Source organism: Rhodococcus sp. P4_B6 (assembly GCF_056402215.1).
On record NZ_JBFUHV010000179.1, the window covers coordinates 1 to 17,387 of the forward strand.

The window sequence follows — 17,387 nt, forward strand, 5'->3', positions numbered from 1 at the left end:
GAGCTCCGCCCCCTTCGGCTTGCCGGTCGTCCCGCTCGTGTACAGGACCACCGCTGTGTCCGTTGCCTCGGTCACCTGCAGGACCTCTTCCGCGGGGTGTTCGGCCAATGCGTCAGCCAGGGTAGTTCCCACGCCTGGCTCATCGAGCACTGCGGAGCCAAGGGTGACCAGATGCTCACAGGACTCGACGTCCTGGAATCCGCGCCACGCCTCGTCGTCGAGCCCCAGCACGGTACAGAAGTACGCCGTCGCGCCCGAGTCACGGAGGTGGTAGGCAACCTCCTCCCGCTTGAGCATCGTGTTGAGCGGCACGACGGCTCCACCGGCCTTGAGGATGCCGAAGTAGACAATCGGAAACTCGACAACATTCGCGATCGTCAGGGCAACGCGGTCGCCTGRGCGCAACCCCMGKGAGAGAAGAWAWYGGGCAACACTGTTCGCAGCCGCATCGATYTCACCGAAGGTGAGGGTTCGGTCACCTTCGATGACAGCGGTTCTGCYGGGAGTGCGTCGAGCAGTGTCGGCAAGCATGGTGGCCAGGTTGAGCATGATCCTGCTTTCAGATAATGACGGTGTGACGTTGTGAATGTGGATTGCCGACTCAGGACCAATCCCAGTCGTACTCAGCTCCCACCCGCTTCGCCAACGGCTTGAACATGCGCTCTTCGTAAGTCGCCATCGTGTCGAGGCCGGGAATAGGCGCGAGGTTCAGGATCTCGGCAAGCCGCTCGACGTCGAGTTCAGGTTTCGGCAAGCCCGCAGCAAGCGCGAACCTCTGAAGCTGGTTGGTGAAGCTCTCATTACACGGCGGCTTCCCGAAGTTCACCGGATGCTTCATCGCCTCATCGAGGGCTACGAACTCCACGCCACGCTCGAGGAATGCCTCGAGGATCGGAGCGAGGGTGTCACGAGAGATCGTGGTGCCGTGTACRAGCCAGATGAGRGGCGCGTCGGCACCGAACAGGGTRTGCGCGGTGTCCGCGTGCTKGTAGAGCATGTCAACMGCGGTCGACACGTGCAGGTCGCGTACCTGCTTCTGCACGTCCTTGTCGCCTAGGGTCATCGCGCGGAAGTAMGGCATGATGAACGCGAAATCACTGAACCAACTGGTGATCGGSGCAGTGCGGTAGCCGAGATCWGCGAGGTAGTTCTCGACTTCCCCTCGACGTCGTTCGGATCCTGAYGACATGTCCATGGGGTACCGGAAGTACTTCGACGGTGCGGCGTCGATCAGATGACCGATGTACTTCTCGGCCGTCTCAAAATCGCGTCGGAATGCCGCGTCGGGCATCCAGCGCARTGGAGCGTGCTGGTGAGTGTGGTTACCCAGGTGATGGCCYGCTTCGGCCCACGCCTCGAAGGCCTCGATTTGCTCTGGCTCGTTCTCGAGCCGGTAYGTGTGAGAGAAGCCGTAGGTGCCCTTGAGTCCGTAGTCGTTCAGCGTTTTCGCCACRGAMCGCGTGATGTCGGTGGGAGTCGTGTCGTCCGGCATGGGAACGCCGTCCCACAGGAYGAAGTCATCGATCGTGACCGCAATCTTAAGAGGTCGGTCGGCGCGTGTGTCATTCATTGCGTTGACTCCGGATCTACCAGGAGGGCTCCTCGGCGCGAAGCCCATTTGTCACCGACCCTATGAAGTGATGGACATCACGTCTTGGCTGTTTGCGCGCACCTGCTTTCCTCAGGCGCATCGCATTCGGCATCGAGATGCGCGCTGTGCGCGCTCTTCGAATCCCGTGCGCATAGGGCCAAGTTTCGCCTTGTCATGACTTCTACCGTCGTTGGTGACGAAGGAGTAGCACACCGTGAATTCATCACAACAGATCGTCCTCGCGCAGCGCCCCCACGGGCACGTGAGCTTGGAGGACTTCCGCGTGGAGGACGTCGCCCTGCCCGAACTCGAGGCTGGCGACGTCGCACTCGAGACGCTCTTCATCTCGATCGATCCGGCCATCAGGGGCTGGCTCGACGACCGACCGAGTTATCTTCCGCCAGTCGCAATCGGAGAGCCAGTTCGCGCTTTCGGACTGGCACGCGTGACCGCCTCACGCAACAGCAACTTCACCTCGGGCGACATCGTTCGTGGCTTTGTCGGCTGGCAACGGCACCAGATCGTCAGCTCGCCCGGCACTGACTGGGACCGGATCGCATCACGCGAGGTCGTTCCCTTGGAGCACTACCTTGGCGTCCTCGGGATGACGGGCCTGACCGCGTGGGCCGGAGTGTGCGACATCCTGCGGCCGGAACCAGGGCACACCGTCTTGATCTCCGGCGCCTCCGGCGCAGTCGGAAGCGTGGCAGTCCAGCTCGCGAAGCAGGCGGGCGCACAGGTTGTCGGCATCGCAGGAGGCGCCGAGAAGTGCTCGATGGTGGCTCGACTGGGCGCCGACGCCGTCGTCGACCGCAAGGCCCCTGATTGGCAGGACCAGCTCGAGGCGGCAACACCGAACGGCATCGACCGCCTCTTCGAAAACTCGGGGGGCCCGATGTTCGAGGCATCGATCGCCCGGCTGAACAACCACGCACACATCGCGTTGTGTGGCCTGATCGACGGCTACAACTTGACCGAACGACCATCCGGCCCAAAAAATTTCGGACAGCTTCTCACCAAGCGAATCCTCACACAGGGATTCGTCGTGCTCGACTACATGGACCGCGCGGCAGAGGTTGAAGCCACGCTCGCCGAACTCATCAGTTCCGGACAGTTGGAGGCCGTGCAATCGGTATTGCCCGGATTCGAGCAGCTGCCGGCCGCCTTCGCGGACTCGTTCTCCCACGGCCAACCAGGCAAGCTCATCATCGATCTGACTGCGTAGCCCGCCTCTGAAGCCACCTCAGTCGGAGGTTCGTATCCCGTCACCGCGCGGCCGGGATACAGCCTCCGACGCATGCACGCGGTATCCGGCCGACTTTTGCCTGGGAGCTGGTGGAGTCCCTGGGAGCTGTATGCATTAAGGGCAGTCGAGTGCGCCAGACCTTGTGTTTGAACGCGCTGCGGAGGGCGACGGCACCGGAAGTGGCGTTCAGCGATTGTGCATGTCCAACAAGTTGTGCGTCAACGAGCCAAATCAGGACATCGCGGCTAGCGCGGGTCGCGATGCGGTGTTGTGCAGGCAGGCCACCCCGGGAGCCAGCGGGACCGAATCGTCGACCAGGTCCCGATCCGGGTCCGCCACCCGCAACAACGCCACCGAAATGAGTACCGCCCGCACGCTGCCCAGCGGCTGGCCGTACACCGGACCAGGCGCCAGCGCCCCGCAGCCGCGATACCGATGCCGTCCTGGGCGCGCGCTCCGCACCAGGACTAACGGCCGAGCGGCGTCTTCCTATTCGGAACCGCCACTCGACACCGAACGCTCACTCTGCCACAGCACGCCACTCGTCCGTGCGCTCAGGCGTTGCCTGCGCCAGTGCCTTCAACGTCGCCTCCCGATCAAAATCCTTGCCGTAAACCGGGGTTCCCGGCTGCTGACGCCAGGAATCTTCGACGGTGCCCGCGTCGACAGGGTCAAAGCCGAGCTGATTGATCAGATCGAATACCACCTGCTTCTGCAATGCGTCGTCGCCGGCCACGGGGATCGCGATCCGTCCGCTCGACCCTTCCGGTAGGCCCTTCTCGAGAAGGTGCTTCCACCAGATTCCATTGAATGCCTTGAACACCGGCACTCCGAGATGTTCTTGCACCCATTCACTTTCTACCTGACCGTCTTCGATGGCGGCGATCAATCCGTCTCGCTGCTGCGGGTAATAGTTGTTGGTCTCGATCACCGGAGCACCATCGGCAGCGCCGGCGAGGATCCCGGCGGGAAGGTCCACGACGTTCTTCTGCGGGATGCTCACGATCACCAGGTCTGCACCCTCGGCGGCTTCGGTGTTCAGTACCGCCTTTGCGCCGGTCTCCGCCTCGAGGTCTGCGAGGGTGTCGGGTGTCCGAGAGTTCGACACGCGCACATCGTGACCGAGCGCAGTCAGCCTGCGTGTCAGCGTGCCACCGATCTGACCAGCTCCGATGATTCCGATGCGCATATCTCTTGTGCTCCTTCGTCGAGTGCCGCGACACTTCGCCACTGCTGTATGCGTCAACAACGGACACCGTCGGATAGTTCCGCGTGGGCGCATTCAGCTCGAACTGATTCAAATACTGGACAGTTCGACTCAGACGGCCGACGGTCCGCTTTCTCGGTCCTTCGTGGGTGAGTGGACTACCCCGATTGCGGCACGGATCGCGCTGTGCATCGTGAGCTGCTCTTGGAACTCGCGTTGTGGCGGTGGGAGCCCTACTCGCCGCGCCACGTGCGTGAGCATCGCGGACCCCGGCGCCGGACGCCGTGTGCCGCGTGCCCAACCGGTTCGCCCACGTGCGTCGCAGCGTCAGGTGATGGTGTAGCCGAGCTGATAGGCCGCGCTGTCGATCGGCCCGGACAACCCGGGATGCGACAACGGCAGCGACAACGCCGGCAGCGCAGGAAACGCGTCGGCGGCGCGTTCGGTGATCGCGATGCAGACACCGCCGGCGAACCGGCCGCGGTAGGCGATCCCATCGAGATCGTCATGGGCCCGGTGAATGGTGCGGGCCCAGTGCTGGGTTCGGCCGTGCGCGGCGGAGTCGAGGGCGTGGTTGCCGCCGACCCGGGTCASCCACGCCCCCTCCCCGATGCCGGACACATCGAGCAGTCTCAGCGGGCGGGTGAATCGCAGCCCGGTCAGATACGGGTCGCCGCGGTGCCGGTCGATCACCCGGGCGCTCTGAAACGCCTCGGCCAACCCGCCGCGAGGACTGACGGCGCCGTACCAGATGCCGTAACCGGGACGCGCCACCGACCGTGGAGATCCGACTACGAGCCGTCCCCGAGGTGCGTGACGGCGCACGCATCGTCGACGTACCCGAACGGTTCGAGGTCTCCTGACAAACTGTCACGACAGGCGCAAACAGTACGAAGCCGGAGGTCTGGACGGACTGTCCAAGATCGCCGCCGTCCCCATTCGTTCCCAAGACGCCCCTGTACCGCTCACCCCTGTTCGGGCTCCCGTCTCAACCGCAGCCTGCACGCCCACATCAAACTTGATTGAGCTCGAACGATCAGAGTTCTTCGCGTCGGGTCTGGTCAACGAACCAGGCCGCGATCTGTGCTCGTGAGGTGAATCCGAGCTTGGTCAGGATGTGTTCTACGTGGCCTTGGGCGGTACGGTCCGAGATGACGAGACTGGCGGCGATCGCCCTGTTGGTCAATCCCTTGGCTACAAGGTCGGCGACCTGCCATTCACGTTTGGTCAGGTTCGTCGCGGTACCAGCGGGCGGCGTCGTGCCCCTGGGCGGCTCGCTCAGGGCATAAACAATGGCACCTTGAATTCCGAGCGTCCGCCCTTCCCGGTGGGCGGCCTGAAAGGCGCGCTCACCGAGCGCATGGCGAATCCGGCGCTTGTTCTCTTCATGGTGGACGAGGAGGTGAGGGAACATCACCGTCGAGCTGCCCACGGTGTGCCCCAATTCCTCGGCGGCACCCATAAGGACCGCAGCACGCTTTGCACGGCGCTCGTCACAGAGCCACGCGAGGGATTCCAGACACACGGTGACGGTAATTTGATCGTCCGCCAGTCGGCCGAGCCGCAAACTCTGTTCAAACAAGCGGGCGGCACGATTTGAATCTCCCTGCTGCCACACCCCAACGCCCATGGACCACAACGAATACGAGCGATATATCGACTCGCCCAGGTTTTCCGTCATCGCGATTACCTTCTCATGACATGCCATCGCCCGCGGAATGTCCTCACGCAGTCCGTATGCCAAACCCAGCAGGTACAGAACTGCAACCTTCCGATGGTCATCGTTCAGTGTCGCGTAAATATTGCGGGCTTCTTCCAGAAGTCCGCTCGCGCGCTGAAGGTCGCTGTTGTTGATCGCGAGTAGTCCTTCGGCTTGGGCGACGAGTGCATGCGTCATCGGATCGTCGATTTGCTCAGCCACGGATCGCCCCTCCTCGACCAGGGCGGTCGCCGCGGGGATGTCGCCCTGCAGTTCGGACAGCACACTGCTGTAGTACAGGGCTTTTACGCGTGTAGCGGTGGACTTCCGGGGATGGCAGGCTAGGGCGCGGTCGAGCCAGTACCGTCCCTCGGTTAGCATGCCGCGGGTAAGCCAGAAGGGATAGAGCGCGGCTGCGATCCGCAGCCCGGCCTCGGTGTCGGTATCGCCAGCCTCGGACAGGCACAGCGTCATCGCCTCACGGAGATTCGACTGCTCGCGCCCGAGACGTGCGATCCATTTCAACTGCTGGGAACTGACCCACTCCGCCTCCGCTGTCAGTGCCAGCTTCTCGTACCAATCCCGGTGCCGCCAGCGCAACGCCTGGTAGTCGCCGGACTGCTCTGCTTTGTGTCGGCCGTAGTCACGCACCGTCTCGAGAAGGCGGAAACGGACCACTCCGCCCGGAGCGTCCCTGATCAGGATCGACTTGTCRACTAACGCCGTCAGCATGTCGAGCAGATCCTCAGGAGCCACCTCTCCCTCGCAAATGCCCTCCGCCGCATCCAATTCGAAGGTTCCGGCGAATACCGACAAGCGTTCCCACAGCCGCTGTTCCGGGGAACTGCACAGGTCGTAACTCCAGTCCATTGACAACCGCAGCGTCTGTTGGCGCCTCGGCGCTCCACGACTTCCCAGGGTCAGCAGTTTGTACCGGTCATTCAGTCGTTCGGCGATTTGATCGGCGGACATCGCCCGCAACCGCGCGGCCGCCAACTCGATCGGCAGGGGTAGGCCTTCAAGTGCACGGCAGATGTGCGCTACCGTAATCCGGTTGTCCTCGGTCAACTCGAACCCGGACACCGCGGCGGCGGCACGTTCCATGAACAGCGTCACGGCGTCGTACTGGGGAAGCCCGCGCAGGGACGACTCATCGTCCGTGTCGGGAATCGTCAGCGGCGGTACGCGCAGCACAGCTTCCCCTTCGATACCGAGGGCCTCCCGGCTCGTGGCCAAAATCCGAAGCTCGGGACAGGTCCGAAGCAGTTTCCCGGCGAGCGTGGCGACTGCATCCACCAAACGCTCACAGTTGTCGAGAACGAGCAGAAGGTTGCGTGTGGCGAGGTACTCCGCAATTACGCGTTCAAGTGGTCGTGCCGACCGATCGCGTATGCCGACCGCCGCAGCGACCGCATCCACGAGCAGTGACCGCTCGTTCAGTTCACCAAGCTCGACCAGTCTCACACCGCCGGTGAACCCGCGCCGCGCCTCCGTCGCAACGCGTAGCGCGAGGCGCGTTTTGCCGACCCCGCCGATCCCAGTCAACGTGACCAGACGGTAAGTAGACAATTTCGCCTTTGCGTCGGTCAGCTCGCGACGGCGGCCTACGAAGCTAGTGAGGTCCAAGGGAAGATCTCCCGCCGCTCCCCGTGTTGACGGCGGGATCGCATTGTGGAGCAGGCCGGCAGTGGAGCGGCGACGGGCTCTTGGTAGGTCTTGTTCGGAGCGCTTCGCGCCTGGTTCGGCGAGCAGGTCCATCTCTTCGACCGGAAAATCGTGAGCGAGCTGACTCTGGCGTAATTCGTCACCGAACTGCGCCGCGCTGAGGGGACGCTCCCGAGGATCTTCTGACATCGCGTGTTCGATGGCCGCGCTGACATCATCCGGAATTCCCTGCTCACGGAGATCTGGTACAGGTTGGGTGGTGATGCGGAGGAACTGTGCGACTACTTGCTCGCCGCTGTGACGTTCAAAAGCTGCGTGCCCTGTCACGGCCGAGAACAAGGTCGCGCCGAGACTGTAGATGTCGGAGGCCGCGCTGGGCGGCTCCTCTCCCTTGAGGACCTCGGGGGCTGTGAAAGCCGGGGATCCGGTGATAATGCCCGTCGAGGTCTCGAATCCCCCAGCAAAATGCGCGATGCCGAAGTCAGTCAGGGCCGGCTCGTCGTAGTCGGTGATCAGGATATTCCCCGGCTTTACGTCTCGATGGAGGATGCCGAGACGGTGGGCGGTCTCGAGCGCGCCGGCCAACTTCACTCCGAATCGCAGAGCCTCGTCTAATTCAAGTCGGCCCTGCCGGCGGATTCGGGTGTCCAACGATCCGTGCGAGTGGTATTGCATCACGATGTAGGGCCGACCACTGGTTGTGGTTCCAATGTGGAGCACGTTAGCGATGTTCGGGTGACCCGTAAGGCGGCCCATCGCCCGCTGTTCTCGAAAGAACCGTGCCCGGTTGTCTTCGTCCAGGTTGGCGGTGAGGACCTTCACCGCGACAGTGCGGTCCAGCGAGGGCTGCCCGCAACGGTAGACAAGACCGAAGCCGCCATGTCCGATTGCATGGACCTCCGCAAACCCTGCCGTGGTCAACTCCGCGACGACGGCGGACGCCACGTCACGCTGAGTCTCGAGCGGATCACCATTTGCCATGCGCAGCTGGCGATTCACTCGATCCGACGGTCTCCCGAAGACACAGCATTTCCTTGTCCCTCAATGATGTGCACTCAGGGTAGCTCCACCTGGCATCGAGTCGGGCACTTATGTTGATCAAATCATCGATACCGACCGTCTGGTTCCGTTGCAGTCGCCAGGGGAAGCCCTGTCACCACGATGCCCGAAACGGCCAGACTGGACTGGGAGTAGACCACGGCCAGCGATGCGCGAGAGATGGCCTTGACACCAATGGGTGCGCTCGCGCTCAGGCCACTCTGACCTCTCGATCGCCGGTTCTTCTCGCGTGATCACTGTGGGGCAGATCTCGACGATCGCCCCCCGATGAGATTGTCGGCGCACACGGTCCGCATTTCCGATCCAGCCGGGTAGGCCAAACGATCGATCGGTCGGTCGACTGATGCGCAAGGCCCTGCACGAGCCTGTGCACGCAGTCAACCTGGGCTTTAACTCGCGGTAGGTGCGCACTCTGTTGATCAGGACGTTTGATTCGAAGACCGCTTACCGCGAGACTCACCGTCTCCGTCTCCACTGAGGTTCCTGTGTGTAGACCATGCAATCGCGGCGGATAAACCCTGTACAACAATCTATTTCGAGATGCAGACCGATATGCCTCCCTGGCGTGAGCGACGCATCCGATACTTGGCTATCTGGCCGCAAAGCTTCGCCGCCTCCACCGGGAGCGAGACGGGATGAGAAGATTATGCTGTGCAGTTCCGGCAGCTCGAGTACCTCGTCGTTCTCTCGCGCGAGAAGCACTTCACTCGCGCAGCGGATGCATGTGCTGTCTCTCAACCGGCCTTGTCGGAGGCGATCCGCAAACTGGAGATCGAACTCGATCTGCCGCTGATCGTTCGAGGCCACAAGTTCGAAGGCCTCACAGTGGAGGGCGAGCAGATCGTACGTTGGGCTCAAAGAATTCTTGCCAACCAGGAATCACTCCTGCACGAGGCCGCCAGCCTACGGTCGGGCGTCACCGGCACCCTCCGAATAGGGGTCATTCCCACCGCATCCGCGACAGTCGCCGACCTGTCGAGCCCATTGTGTGTGAGGCACCCCCTCATCACGGTGCGTCTCACCGAAGACCTGTCTTCGAGCGAAATCACAGCTCGGCTCGATCGCTTCGAGCTCGACGGCGGCATCACCTACCTCGACGACGACATCGCCCTGCGCTACCACGCTTTCCCGCTCTATCGCGAGCGATACGCACTATTGACCGCCGACGATCCGACCCGCCCGCGCCGCGCCGACATCTCCTGGCGCGAAGCGTCGACGTTGCCGATGTGCACTTTGCCGTCGATCATGCGCGGCAGGCGCATCCTCGACGACTATTTCGCCGACGACGGAGCAGTCCACACCGCACAAGTCGAAACCGATTCCATCGCTTCCCTCTATGCCCACGTCAAGACCGGGCAGTGGGCCGCCGTGGTACCTCAGGTGTGGTTCAAAGTATTCGGTGAACCACCTGGCCTCCGGTCCACTCCACTCATCGAAGGTCGCACAGCTCCAGTGGTCGGGTTGATCACCCGCGCAGAAGACCCGTCGTCCCTCCTCATTCAGGCTCTTGAAGCGACGGCTTCGGTCCTCGACCAGACATCATCGGCGACGCCTATCGACCAGTAGGACGGGCATCTTGGACACCACCCATATCCGTGGTGCACCCTCGACCGACTGTCTGTAAACCTGGGGAAGGCTGCACTGCTGATGGCTCGTCGAGACGACTACGAATACGACGAGCACAGCATCGTCGTGACGAAGAACAAGCAGTACGCCGCAGGCGTACCGGCGGTGCTCGTATCACTTCAACGCGGCATGTCACAGATGGGTGCGACGCGCACCGCTGCCTCTCTCGCCAAACTCAATCAGCGCAAAGGTTTCGACTGTCCCGGCTGCGCCTGGCCGGAAACACCCGGCCACCGCAAGCACGCCGAATTCTGCGAGAACGGCGCCAAGGCCGTCGCCGAAGAAGCCACCAAGCGGACCGTCGGCCCAGACTTCTTCGCCACGCACTCCGTTGACGATCTCCTCGGCCGCACCGAGTACTGGCTCGGGCAGCAGGGACGCCTCACCCACCCGATGGTGCTACGCCCAGGCACCACACACTACGAACCAATCGAATGGGATGACGCGAACCGCATCATCGCAGACGAACTGAACGCGCTGGGTAGCCCACATGAGGCGATCTTCTACACCTCCGGCCGAACGTCTAATGAAGCAGCGTTCCTCTACCAGTTACTGATTCGCTCGTTCGGCACCAACAACCTGCCCGACTGTTCGAACATGTGTCACGAATCGTCCGGCAGCGCACTGACCGCCTCGATCGGCATCGGCAAAGGATCGGTATCCGTTCCGGATATCGAGAATGCCGACCTCATTCTCATCGCCGGCCAGAACCCGGGCACCAACCATCCACGCATGCTCTCCACACTCGAAAAAGCCAAATCCAACGGCGCCCGGGTTATCGCCATCAACCCGCTCCCCGAAGCCGGACTACTGCGGTTCAAAGACCCACAGAAGGTTCATGGTGTCATCGGCGACGGAGCCGCGATCTCCGACGACTTCCTGCAGATCCGCATCGGCGGCGACATGGCCCTCTTCCAGGGGTTGGCCAAACTGCTCGTCGCCGCCGAGGACGCCGCACCAGGCACCGTCCTCGACCGCCCCTTCATCGACCGCCACACCGCGGGGTTCGACGCATGGCTCGATCACATCCGCAGAGTCGATCTCGACACGGTCGTCGACGCCACCGGCCTGACAATCGAACAACTCCACGACACAGCCCAGGCTCTGATCGAGTCGAACGCCACCATCATCTGCTGGGCGATGGGGCTGACCCAGCAAACACACGGTGTGGCCACGATCGAAGAAGCAGTGAACCTGCTGCTGATGCGCGGCATGATCGGCAAACCCGGAGCCGGGGTATGCCCCGTCCGCGGGCACTCCAACGTCCAAGGCGACCGCACCATGGGCATCTGGGAGAAGATGCCAGAATCGTTCCTCGCCGCCCTCGACACCGAATTTGACATCACCTCACCACGAGAACACGGCCTCGACGCCGTCGACTCCATCCGCGCCATGCGACAACGGCGAGCCTCGGTGTTCATGGCAATGGGTGGCAATTTCGTGTCCGCCACGCCCGACACCGACGTCACAGAGGCCGCCCTCCGGAACTGTTCGCTGACCGTCCAGGTGTCCACAAAACTCAACCGGAGCCATCTCGTTCACGGCCGCACCGCACTCATTCTGCCGTCGCTCGGCCGCACCGACAAGGACGTCCAGGCGACTGGCAAGCAGTTCGTGACCGTCGAGGATTCGATGTCGATGGTCCACCGTTCCCGCGGAAGTCTCACCCCGTCGGGTATCCACATGCGCTCCGAAGTCGCCATCGTCTGCGGCATCGCCGAGACGCTGTTCGGCCCCGGCCATCCCGTGCCGTGGACATCGTTCACCGCCGACTACGACCTCATCCGGGACGCGATCTCACGCGTCGTGCCCGGCTTTGAGGGCTTCAACACCAAGGTCCGACAGAAAGAAGGGTTCGGACTCCCCCACCCGCCGCGAGACTCACGCACGTTCCAGACGAAGACTGGGAAAGCGAACTTTGCCGTCAACGACCTCGTGTGGCTACCTGTTCCGCCTGGCCGACTCATGTTGCAGACCATGCGAAGTCACGACCAGTACAACACCACCATCTACGGTCTCGACGACCGCTACCGCGGCGTCAAAGGCGGCCGGCGAGTTCTGTTCGTCAACACCCGCGACATCAAGAAACTCGGATACCGAGACGGCGACCACGTCGACTTGATTTCCGAATGGAAGAACCGGAGCGGGTCCATCGAAGAACGACGAGCCGACAACTTCCGACTCGTCGCCTACCCCACGCCTGTCGGCAACGCCGCCGCCTACTACCCCGAAACCAACCCCCTCATTCCCCTCGACCACGTCGCAGACAAATCCAACACACCCGTCAGCAAAGCCGTCCTGATTCGGCTCGAGCACCGACCCTGATGGGACGCATCACCACCCGCCGCCCCATCGTGCGCGTGCGTGGACCGAACTCCACATCTCGGCCCGACACACTCGTTGTCGAGGAACCACTCGAAATCCGCGTCGGAGCCTCCCCGCTCGCGGTCACGATGCGCACCCCGGGCCACGATGTCGAACTCGCGCACGGCTTCCTCCTCACTGAAGGAGTCATCAACAGCGGTGACGACGTCGCTTCTGYCCGCTACTGCGACGGAGTGGACGACAACGGCCTCAACACCTACAACGTCCTCGACATCACCCTCACCGAGGGCATCCCCCCACCTCAACCCGGTGTCGAACGCAACTTCTACACAACCTCCTCATGCGGAGTATGTGGGAAAGCATCGCTCGACGCCGTTCGCCTCGCGACGGTCCATTTCCCAGCCGAGGACACCACCACGGTGCATGTCGATGTTCTGGCGACGCTGCCCGACCGGCTACGCCAGTCGCAGAAAGTATTCGACAGCACCGGTGGCTTACATGCAGCCGCACTTTTCGATCAGTACGGGCAGTTACTCGCCCTCCGCGAAGATATCGGCCGACACAATGCCGTCGACAAGGTCGTCGGCTGGGCAATCGCTCAACACCGCATCCCCTGCAGGGGCAGCATCCTCATGGTCAGCGGTCGCGCCTCGTTCGAACTCGCCCAAAAGGCCGCAATGGCAGGCATACCCATACTTGCCGCTGTCTCCGCGCCGTCGTCACTCGCTGTCGACCTCGCAGACGAAACAGGACTAACACTCGTGGGGTTTCTTCGCGGCCAGAACATGAACCTCTACACCCACACCCATCGGGTAGTGCAGGGCTGACCACGTGAAATGCACGGGCCCGCGGGCTTCGGCCGCGAGTTCTGCGCGGAGAGGCGCGGCAAGGTCAACTGCGCCGATGTTGGACAGGTGTCGTGGGCCCCAGGAGACGAACCGGTCAAACGTGTACTCGACCCAGGGGCCGTGCCGTCGTACACAACTGGCTTCGGCGAGCTCCGCGAGTATCCTGTGGACGCATGTCGTCATGCGAACGCGTCGAGGGTCGGCACTCGTGGGCATTCCGATCACTTCGGCGACGCTGACATCCGTCCTCGCCTTCCACCAGCGTTTCGAGTACCGACAATCCTCTCGTGTTACTCCCTCGCGTTTTCAGACATAAGCGGTATGGGGCAGACAGCGCAGCCTCCGAAGGAGACGCGGAGTCTGTTCACCTTTGTTGCATAGCTAATCTGCGAATTGGCCGGTGCGCGCACAGCGAAGTATTGCAGATGACCTCGGTCCGTAGCGCCGGTGTGGCGGCGAAATCTTATCGGGTTAGCGGACTGTAGAACACCAAGCCGTTGCCGTTATTGTCGTAGCCCACTGCACGGCGTTCATGTCCGTCGTCATACGGGCCTCCCACAATGCCACCACCGCTGGCTTCTATGGCCTTCGCCGCAGTGTCGACATCGACTGTCCTAATGCCGACGACAACCTGCCCGGGTATGGGATGGTCCACCGCAGTCGCCAACGCGACAGTGACAGTCCCTCCATCGAGGGCCGCGAAGTGGTCCCCGTCGCGGAACTTCAACGGCATTCCCAGGGTCTCGCAGTAAAACCGGATCGATTCGTCCAAGTTGTCGGTCGACAGGACGATCATTCGCACTTCATGCTCGCTCAACGGTGCCTCCCATGTAATTCTCGGTCATTCCGGGCCTTGTGACGGAGTCAGGCAGGGTCGGGCCGGCACGCACCCCGCCGTTACTGAGACAGATGGTCATCACCGTGTGCCCGGCTTCAACCGCAGCCGGTACGACAAATCCTGCGCATGAGCGACGACTATTGCGCTCACCAACACCGAGTTCGACACCCTTCCTTCATCTTCCGCCCCCGATGCCGTAACGGTGCCTTCCTAGCGTCGTCTCACCCCGAACAGCATGTGGTCCACAAGCGTGCCCGCAGCCTGGGCGGCCCGAGTGTGGTCGCCGGCGGCGATGTGCTCGATCAATGCAGTGTGGACGACTTCATGCCCCGGGATGTCTGCGGTGGCCTCGACACTGGCCGCGACGGCTTCAATTAAGCCCTGGTATAACTCAATCAAGATCGTGTTATGCGAGCAGCGCACCACGGCCAAGTGAAACTCGGCGTCGGCGGCGGCAGCCTCATCGAGGGGTCCGCCTGCAACGTGATGGCTCTTCGCCAACAGTGCGCGCAGTTCGGCTAGTTCTTCGTCGGTGCGATTACTCGCGGCGAGCCTGGCGCCTTCGACCTCCAGTCCACGCCGAACCTGCAGAATCTCTTCCAGCTCGGTGCCGCACAGCCGCCCCAGCGCCCCGGACACCTCGCTGGTGGCGCGGACATAGGTCCCGTCGCCCTGCCGAACCTCGAGGATTCCTGCATGAGCTAGACCGCGGACCGCCTCACGCACCGTATTGCGGCCGACACCAAGAGTCTGTACGAGTTCTGTTTCATTCGGGATGCGTTGCCCGACTGGCCAGTCCCCCTTTGTGATTCCCACTCTGATCTGCGCGATGACTTGGTCGACTAGACCGGCTCGTCGAACGGTGCTCAACACCACACAAACAACCTTTCATCCAATGATGGGATGTATGCAACGATACCAAAAATGAGGCCGATGCAGCGAATAAAGCGACAAAATGACTACGCCGACAACGTGGCGCTGGAGATCGACGGTGCGATCGAGATGCGGGCGAGCCCCGTGCCCGCGCTGGCTGGCGGCACCTTGCTTGCCATAGCCGTCATCCTCACGGCGTTAAACCTGCGGTCCGCGGTGACGAGCGTGGCCCCACTACTGGGCGACATGCAACAGGACTTAGCCGTTTCGGCGGCCTGGGCAGGCGTGCTCACCACTTTGCCTGTCTTATGCTTCGCTGCCGCAGGCTTGGCAGCCCCGAGGCTGGCTACCCATCTCGGGTTGGGTCGCGCGATCTCGTGCTCTCTTGTCATGATTACAGTCGGTCTCGCCGTGAGGGCCCTCGACGGGCCGGCCTTGGTTCTTGGAGCGAGCCTCGTGGCCTGCGCCGGCATTGCGTTGGTGAATGTGCTGATCCCAGTCGTTATCAAGGGTTCGTTTCCGGCCAAGATCGGCCTGATGACAGGGATCTACACCGCAGCCCTTCAAGGCGGCGCAGCAATAGGCTCGGCGCTGACCCCGGGTCTGGAACAACCGCTGGGCGGATGGCGGCCTGCCCTGGCGATTTGGGCCGCACTTGCAGTCACCGCCCTAGTGGTGTGGGTACTGGCGGCGCGGCGACACGGTGCTACGTGGGTACAAGCTCAAGTGTCTGAGACGCGCCGATCGCTCCTTCGCAACCGGTTAGCTTGGACCGTCACGCTGTTCTTCGGCAGTCAATCATTCATGGCATACATCGTAATGGGTTGGTTGCCACAGGTTTTTATTGATGCAGGCGTGCCAAAACTGCAGGCTGGGATAATCGTGGGGATGTCGGCATTGATCGGCGTTCCAATTGCATTAGTGATCGCCCCTCTAGCCGCGCGCAAACGCAGCCAGAGTGCGTGGATCGTCGGCCTCAGCACGGTCGGCGTGATTGGCGCGGTGGGGGCCATGGTCGCCCCGGCCTCCCATCCACTGATCTGGAGCATTGCCATCGGTGTCGGACAGAGCGTCTTTGCACTGGCTCTCACTGTCATCGCCCTCCGGACGAAGACTACGGGAGAAACGGTTCAGCTATCAGGAATGGCTCAAGGATTCGGGTACTTGATCGCCAGCGCGGGCCCCCTGTTCTTCGGGCTTCTCCATGAGCTGACGCATCGATGGACCGCTTCTTGGATCCTGTTTCTTGCGGTGTGCACCGTTCAAATCGTCACCGGCGCCTTGGCCGGACGTAACCGGTACGTCTGACCCGTGCCGCCCGCGGCCGCTTGCCGTGTCGGATCTCGCTCAGGACTGCGTCGGGCGGTCAACGAGGGCGAGTTCGTAAAGCAAGCCGTCGCGGGCGGTCGTCAGTAGGTCCGCATGCACGTAGCCGTGCGCCCCGCCCGGAGTAGCTTCATCGAACGTTGGATAAGGCCCGGGCTCGATGCGCATTGGATTAAGCCAGAGTTGAATGGCGCCGGCGTGAACCCCAGGGGCGCCTCTCGCAGCGTGCGGGACACCGCAGTAAATCTCCGGTTTCGGCATGGGCATTCTCGGCGCAGGATGGTGTCCACAAAGCCGGTGATCGTCTCCGCGGCGACGTACGCGCGTGGAGCCGGACTGGCGCTCACTCACCAAGACTGACCATGGCAGCGGACTACCCATACCGGGTCCGCCCCTAGGCGGTCGCACCGTCCTCGTCGACGTCGCCCGGGGCCGAAGGTGTAATAGTTTGCCCTGAAGACGACGTCGCCTTCTGGCGCCGCACCACCACGTTTACCGGTCCGGCCAGACACTTCCGCACGGAAGGGCGCGAATCCCGTCATTGCGCGACACCCGGGCGGGCCCTATGAAGTCGTTCCGTTGCAAATGCCGCATTGAGGATCAACCAGCTGCCTAGACTGATTGTGCAACAGCACATTTGAAACTTCGAGGTCGAGACTGAAGCGGCCGACACAGGCGGAAGCCGCCTTCGCCCGATCGACGACGATCAAACGCCAAACCCCGTTCAATCAGGATATCTAATTGAACGGGGATCGACTCACAGCCCAGTACCCGCTGCTATCGCGACGTTTCGTAGGCACCTTATCAATCCGGGTGGGTCCGACCTCACTCGGCTCGAGGCGAGATCAATGCCTGAACCGCCGCAGTCGACATTGTCTTGACGATCGACTCCTGGTCAAGCCCTTTGTTGAGGGTGGGTACGGTATTCAACATCGAGAACACCGCCTGCGTGAGCAGGCGCACCTCCGGATCCGACAGCTCGGGCCGCAGCGACGAGACTGTCGAAATCCACTCCTCGGCGTACATATTCATCGCTCGTCGGATGCGCCGACGATCCGTTTCGGGAAACGCGTGCTCGTTCTTG

General features: G+C 62.4%; 13 protein-coding genes and 1 pseudogene. 5 read left to right on the top strand and 9 right to left on the bottom strand.

Annotated features, from left to right (window positions below; translation table 11 throughout):
- On the bottom strand, positions 1-549 hold a 549-nt coding region (locus tag AC1DWT_RS42405; RefSeq protein ID WP_477925305.1), incomplete at its 3' end, for an AMP-binding protein.
- A gap of 52 nt (positions 550-601) precedes the next feature.
- Positions 602-1,618 carry a polysaccharide deacetylase family protein gene (locus AC1DWT_RS42410; RefSeq protein ID WP_477925307.1) on the bottom strand — a complete coding sequence of 339 codons (1,017 nt, stop codon included), beginning with the start codon at positions 1,616-1,618 and terminating at the stop codon, positions 602-604.
- A gap of 187 nt (positions 1,619-1,805) precedes the next feature.
- On the opposite strand from AC1DWT_RS42410, the gene AC1DWT_RS42415 reads away from it, so the two are divergent.
- The gene (locus AC1DWT_RS42415; protein ID WP_477925309.1) at positions 1,806-2,816 is read left to right on the top strand and encodes an NADP-dependent oxidoreductase; all 1,011 of its coding nucleotides are present in this window, start codon (positions 1,806-1,808) and stop codon (positions 2,814-2,816) included.
- 252 nt (positions 2,817-3,068) lie between these two features.
- On the opposite strand, the gene AC1DWT_RS42420 is transcribed toward AC1DWT_RS42415, so the two are convergent.
- From AC1DWT_RS42420 to AC1DWT_RS42435, 4 genes are all read right to left on the bottom strand, one after another.
- Complete coding sequence (locus tag AC1DWT_RS42420; RefSeq protein ID WP_477925311.1) at positions 3,069-3,236, bottom strand: hypothetical protein; 168 nt, start codon at positions 3,234-3,236, stop codon at positions 3,069-3,071.
- A gap of 121 nt (positions 3,237-3,357) precedes the next feature.
- Positions 3,358-4,119: an NADPH-dependent F420 reductase gene (locus AC1DWT_RS42425; RefSeq protein ID WP_317571288.1), complete on the bottom strand. Its 762-nt coding sequence runs from the start codon at positions 4,117-4,119 to the stop codon at positions 3,358-3,360.
- 252 nt (positions 4,120-4,371) lie between these two features.
- Complete coding sequence (locus tag AC1DWT_RS42430) at positions 4,372-4,818, bottom strand: RES family NAD+ phosphorylase (RefSeq protein WP_477925313.1); 447 nt, start codon at positions 4,816-4,818, stop codon at positions 4,372-4,374.
- A gap of 262 nt (positions 4,819-5,080) precedes the next feature.
- Positions 5,081-8,389 (bottom strand): protein kinase domain-containing protein, encoded by a 3,309-nt coding sequence (locus AC1DWT_RS42435; RefSeq protein ID WP_477925322.1) that lies wholly within the window; start codon positions 8,387-8,389, stop codon positions 5,081-5,083.
- Between the two features lie 729 nt (positions 8,390-9,118).
- Between AC1DWT_RS42435 and AC1DWT_RS42440 the strand changes: the two genes are divergently transcribed.
- The 3 genes from AC1DWT_RS42440 to fdhD all read left to right on the top strand — a co-directional run bounded on the left by AC1DWT_RS42440 (position 9,119) and on the right by fdhD (position 13,245).
- Positions 9,119-10,033, top strand: a complete 915-nt coding sequence (locus AC1DWT_RS42440) for a LysR family transcriptional regulator (protein WP_133987626.1) — start codon at positions 9,119-9,121, stop codon at positions 10,031-10,033.
- 81 nt (positions 10,034-10,114) lie between these two features.
- On the top strand, positions 10,115-12,418 hold the full coding sequence (locus AC1DWT_RS42445) for an FdhF/YdeP family oxidoreductase (protein WP_477925316.1): 2,304 nt from the start codon (positions 10,115-10,117) through the stop codon (positions 12,416-12,418).
- Positions 12,418-13,245 (top strand): formate dehydrogenase accessory sulfurtransferase FdhD, encoded by an 828-nt coding sequence (gene fdhD / locus AC1DWT_RS42450; RefSeq protein WP_477925318.1) that lies wholly within the window; start codon positions 12,418-12,420, stop codon positions 13,243-13,245. Before AC1DWT_RS42445 ends, fdhD begins: the two co-directional genes overlap by 1 nt.
- A 484-nt stretch (positions 13,246-13,729) precedes the next feature.
- Here the strand turns inward: fdhD and AC1DWT_RS42455 are convergent, their stop codons facing one another.
- Together AC1DWT_RS42455 and AC1DWT_RS42460 are read right to left on the bottom strand one after the other, a co-directional pair.
- Positions 13,730-14,083 carry a VOC family protein gene (locus AC1DWT_RS42455; protein ID WP_477925320.1) on the bottom strand — a complete coding sequence of 118 codons (354 nt, stop codon included), beginning with the start codon at positions 14,081-14,083 and terminating at the stop codon, positions 13,730-13,732.
- Positions 14,084-14,314: 231 nt separating this feature from the next.
- Entirely contained in the window at positions 14,315-14,980 is a 666-nt protein-coding gene (locus AC1DWT_RS42460; RefSeq protein ID WP_164065310.1) for a FadR/GntR family transcriptional regulator, read from the bottom strand.
- A gap of 126 nt (positions 14,981-15,106) precedes the next feature.
- Between AC1DWT_RS42460 and AC1DWT_RS42465 the strand changes: the two genes are divergently transcribed.
- Entirely contained in the window at positions 15,107-16,285 is a 1,179-nt protein-coding gene (locus tag AC1DWT_RS42465) for a CynX/NimT family MFS transporter (protein WP_241031862.1), read from the top strand.
- 843 nt (positions 16,286-17,128) lie between these two features.
- Here the strand turns inward: AC1DWT_RS42465 and AC1DWT_RS42470 are convergent.
- Positions 17,129-17,387: pseudogene (locus AC1DWT_RS42470) on the bottom strand (TetR/AcrR family transcriptional regulator); the annotation flags it as partial.

What these genes read in the sequence shown, in the direction of transcription:
- AC1DWT_RS42425 (WP_317571288.1), bottom strand. Translation starts at nt 4,119, where the DNA reads ATGCGCCCACGCGGAACTATCCGACGGTGTCCGTTGTTGACGCATACA.
- AC1DWT_RS42445 (WP_477925316.1), top strand. Translation starts at nt 10,115, where the DNA reads ATGGCTCGTCGAGACGACTACGAATACGACGAGCACAGCATCGTCGTG.
- AC1DWT_RS42465 (WP_241031862.1), top strand. Translation starts at nt 15,107, where the DNA reads ATGCGGGCGAGCCCCGTGCCCGCGCTGGCTGGCGGCACCTTGCTTGCC.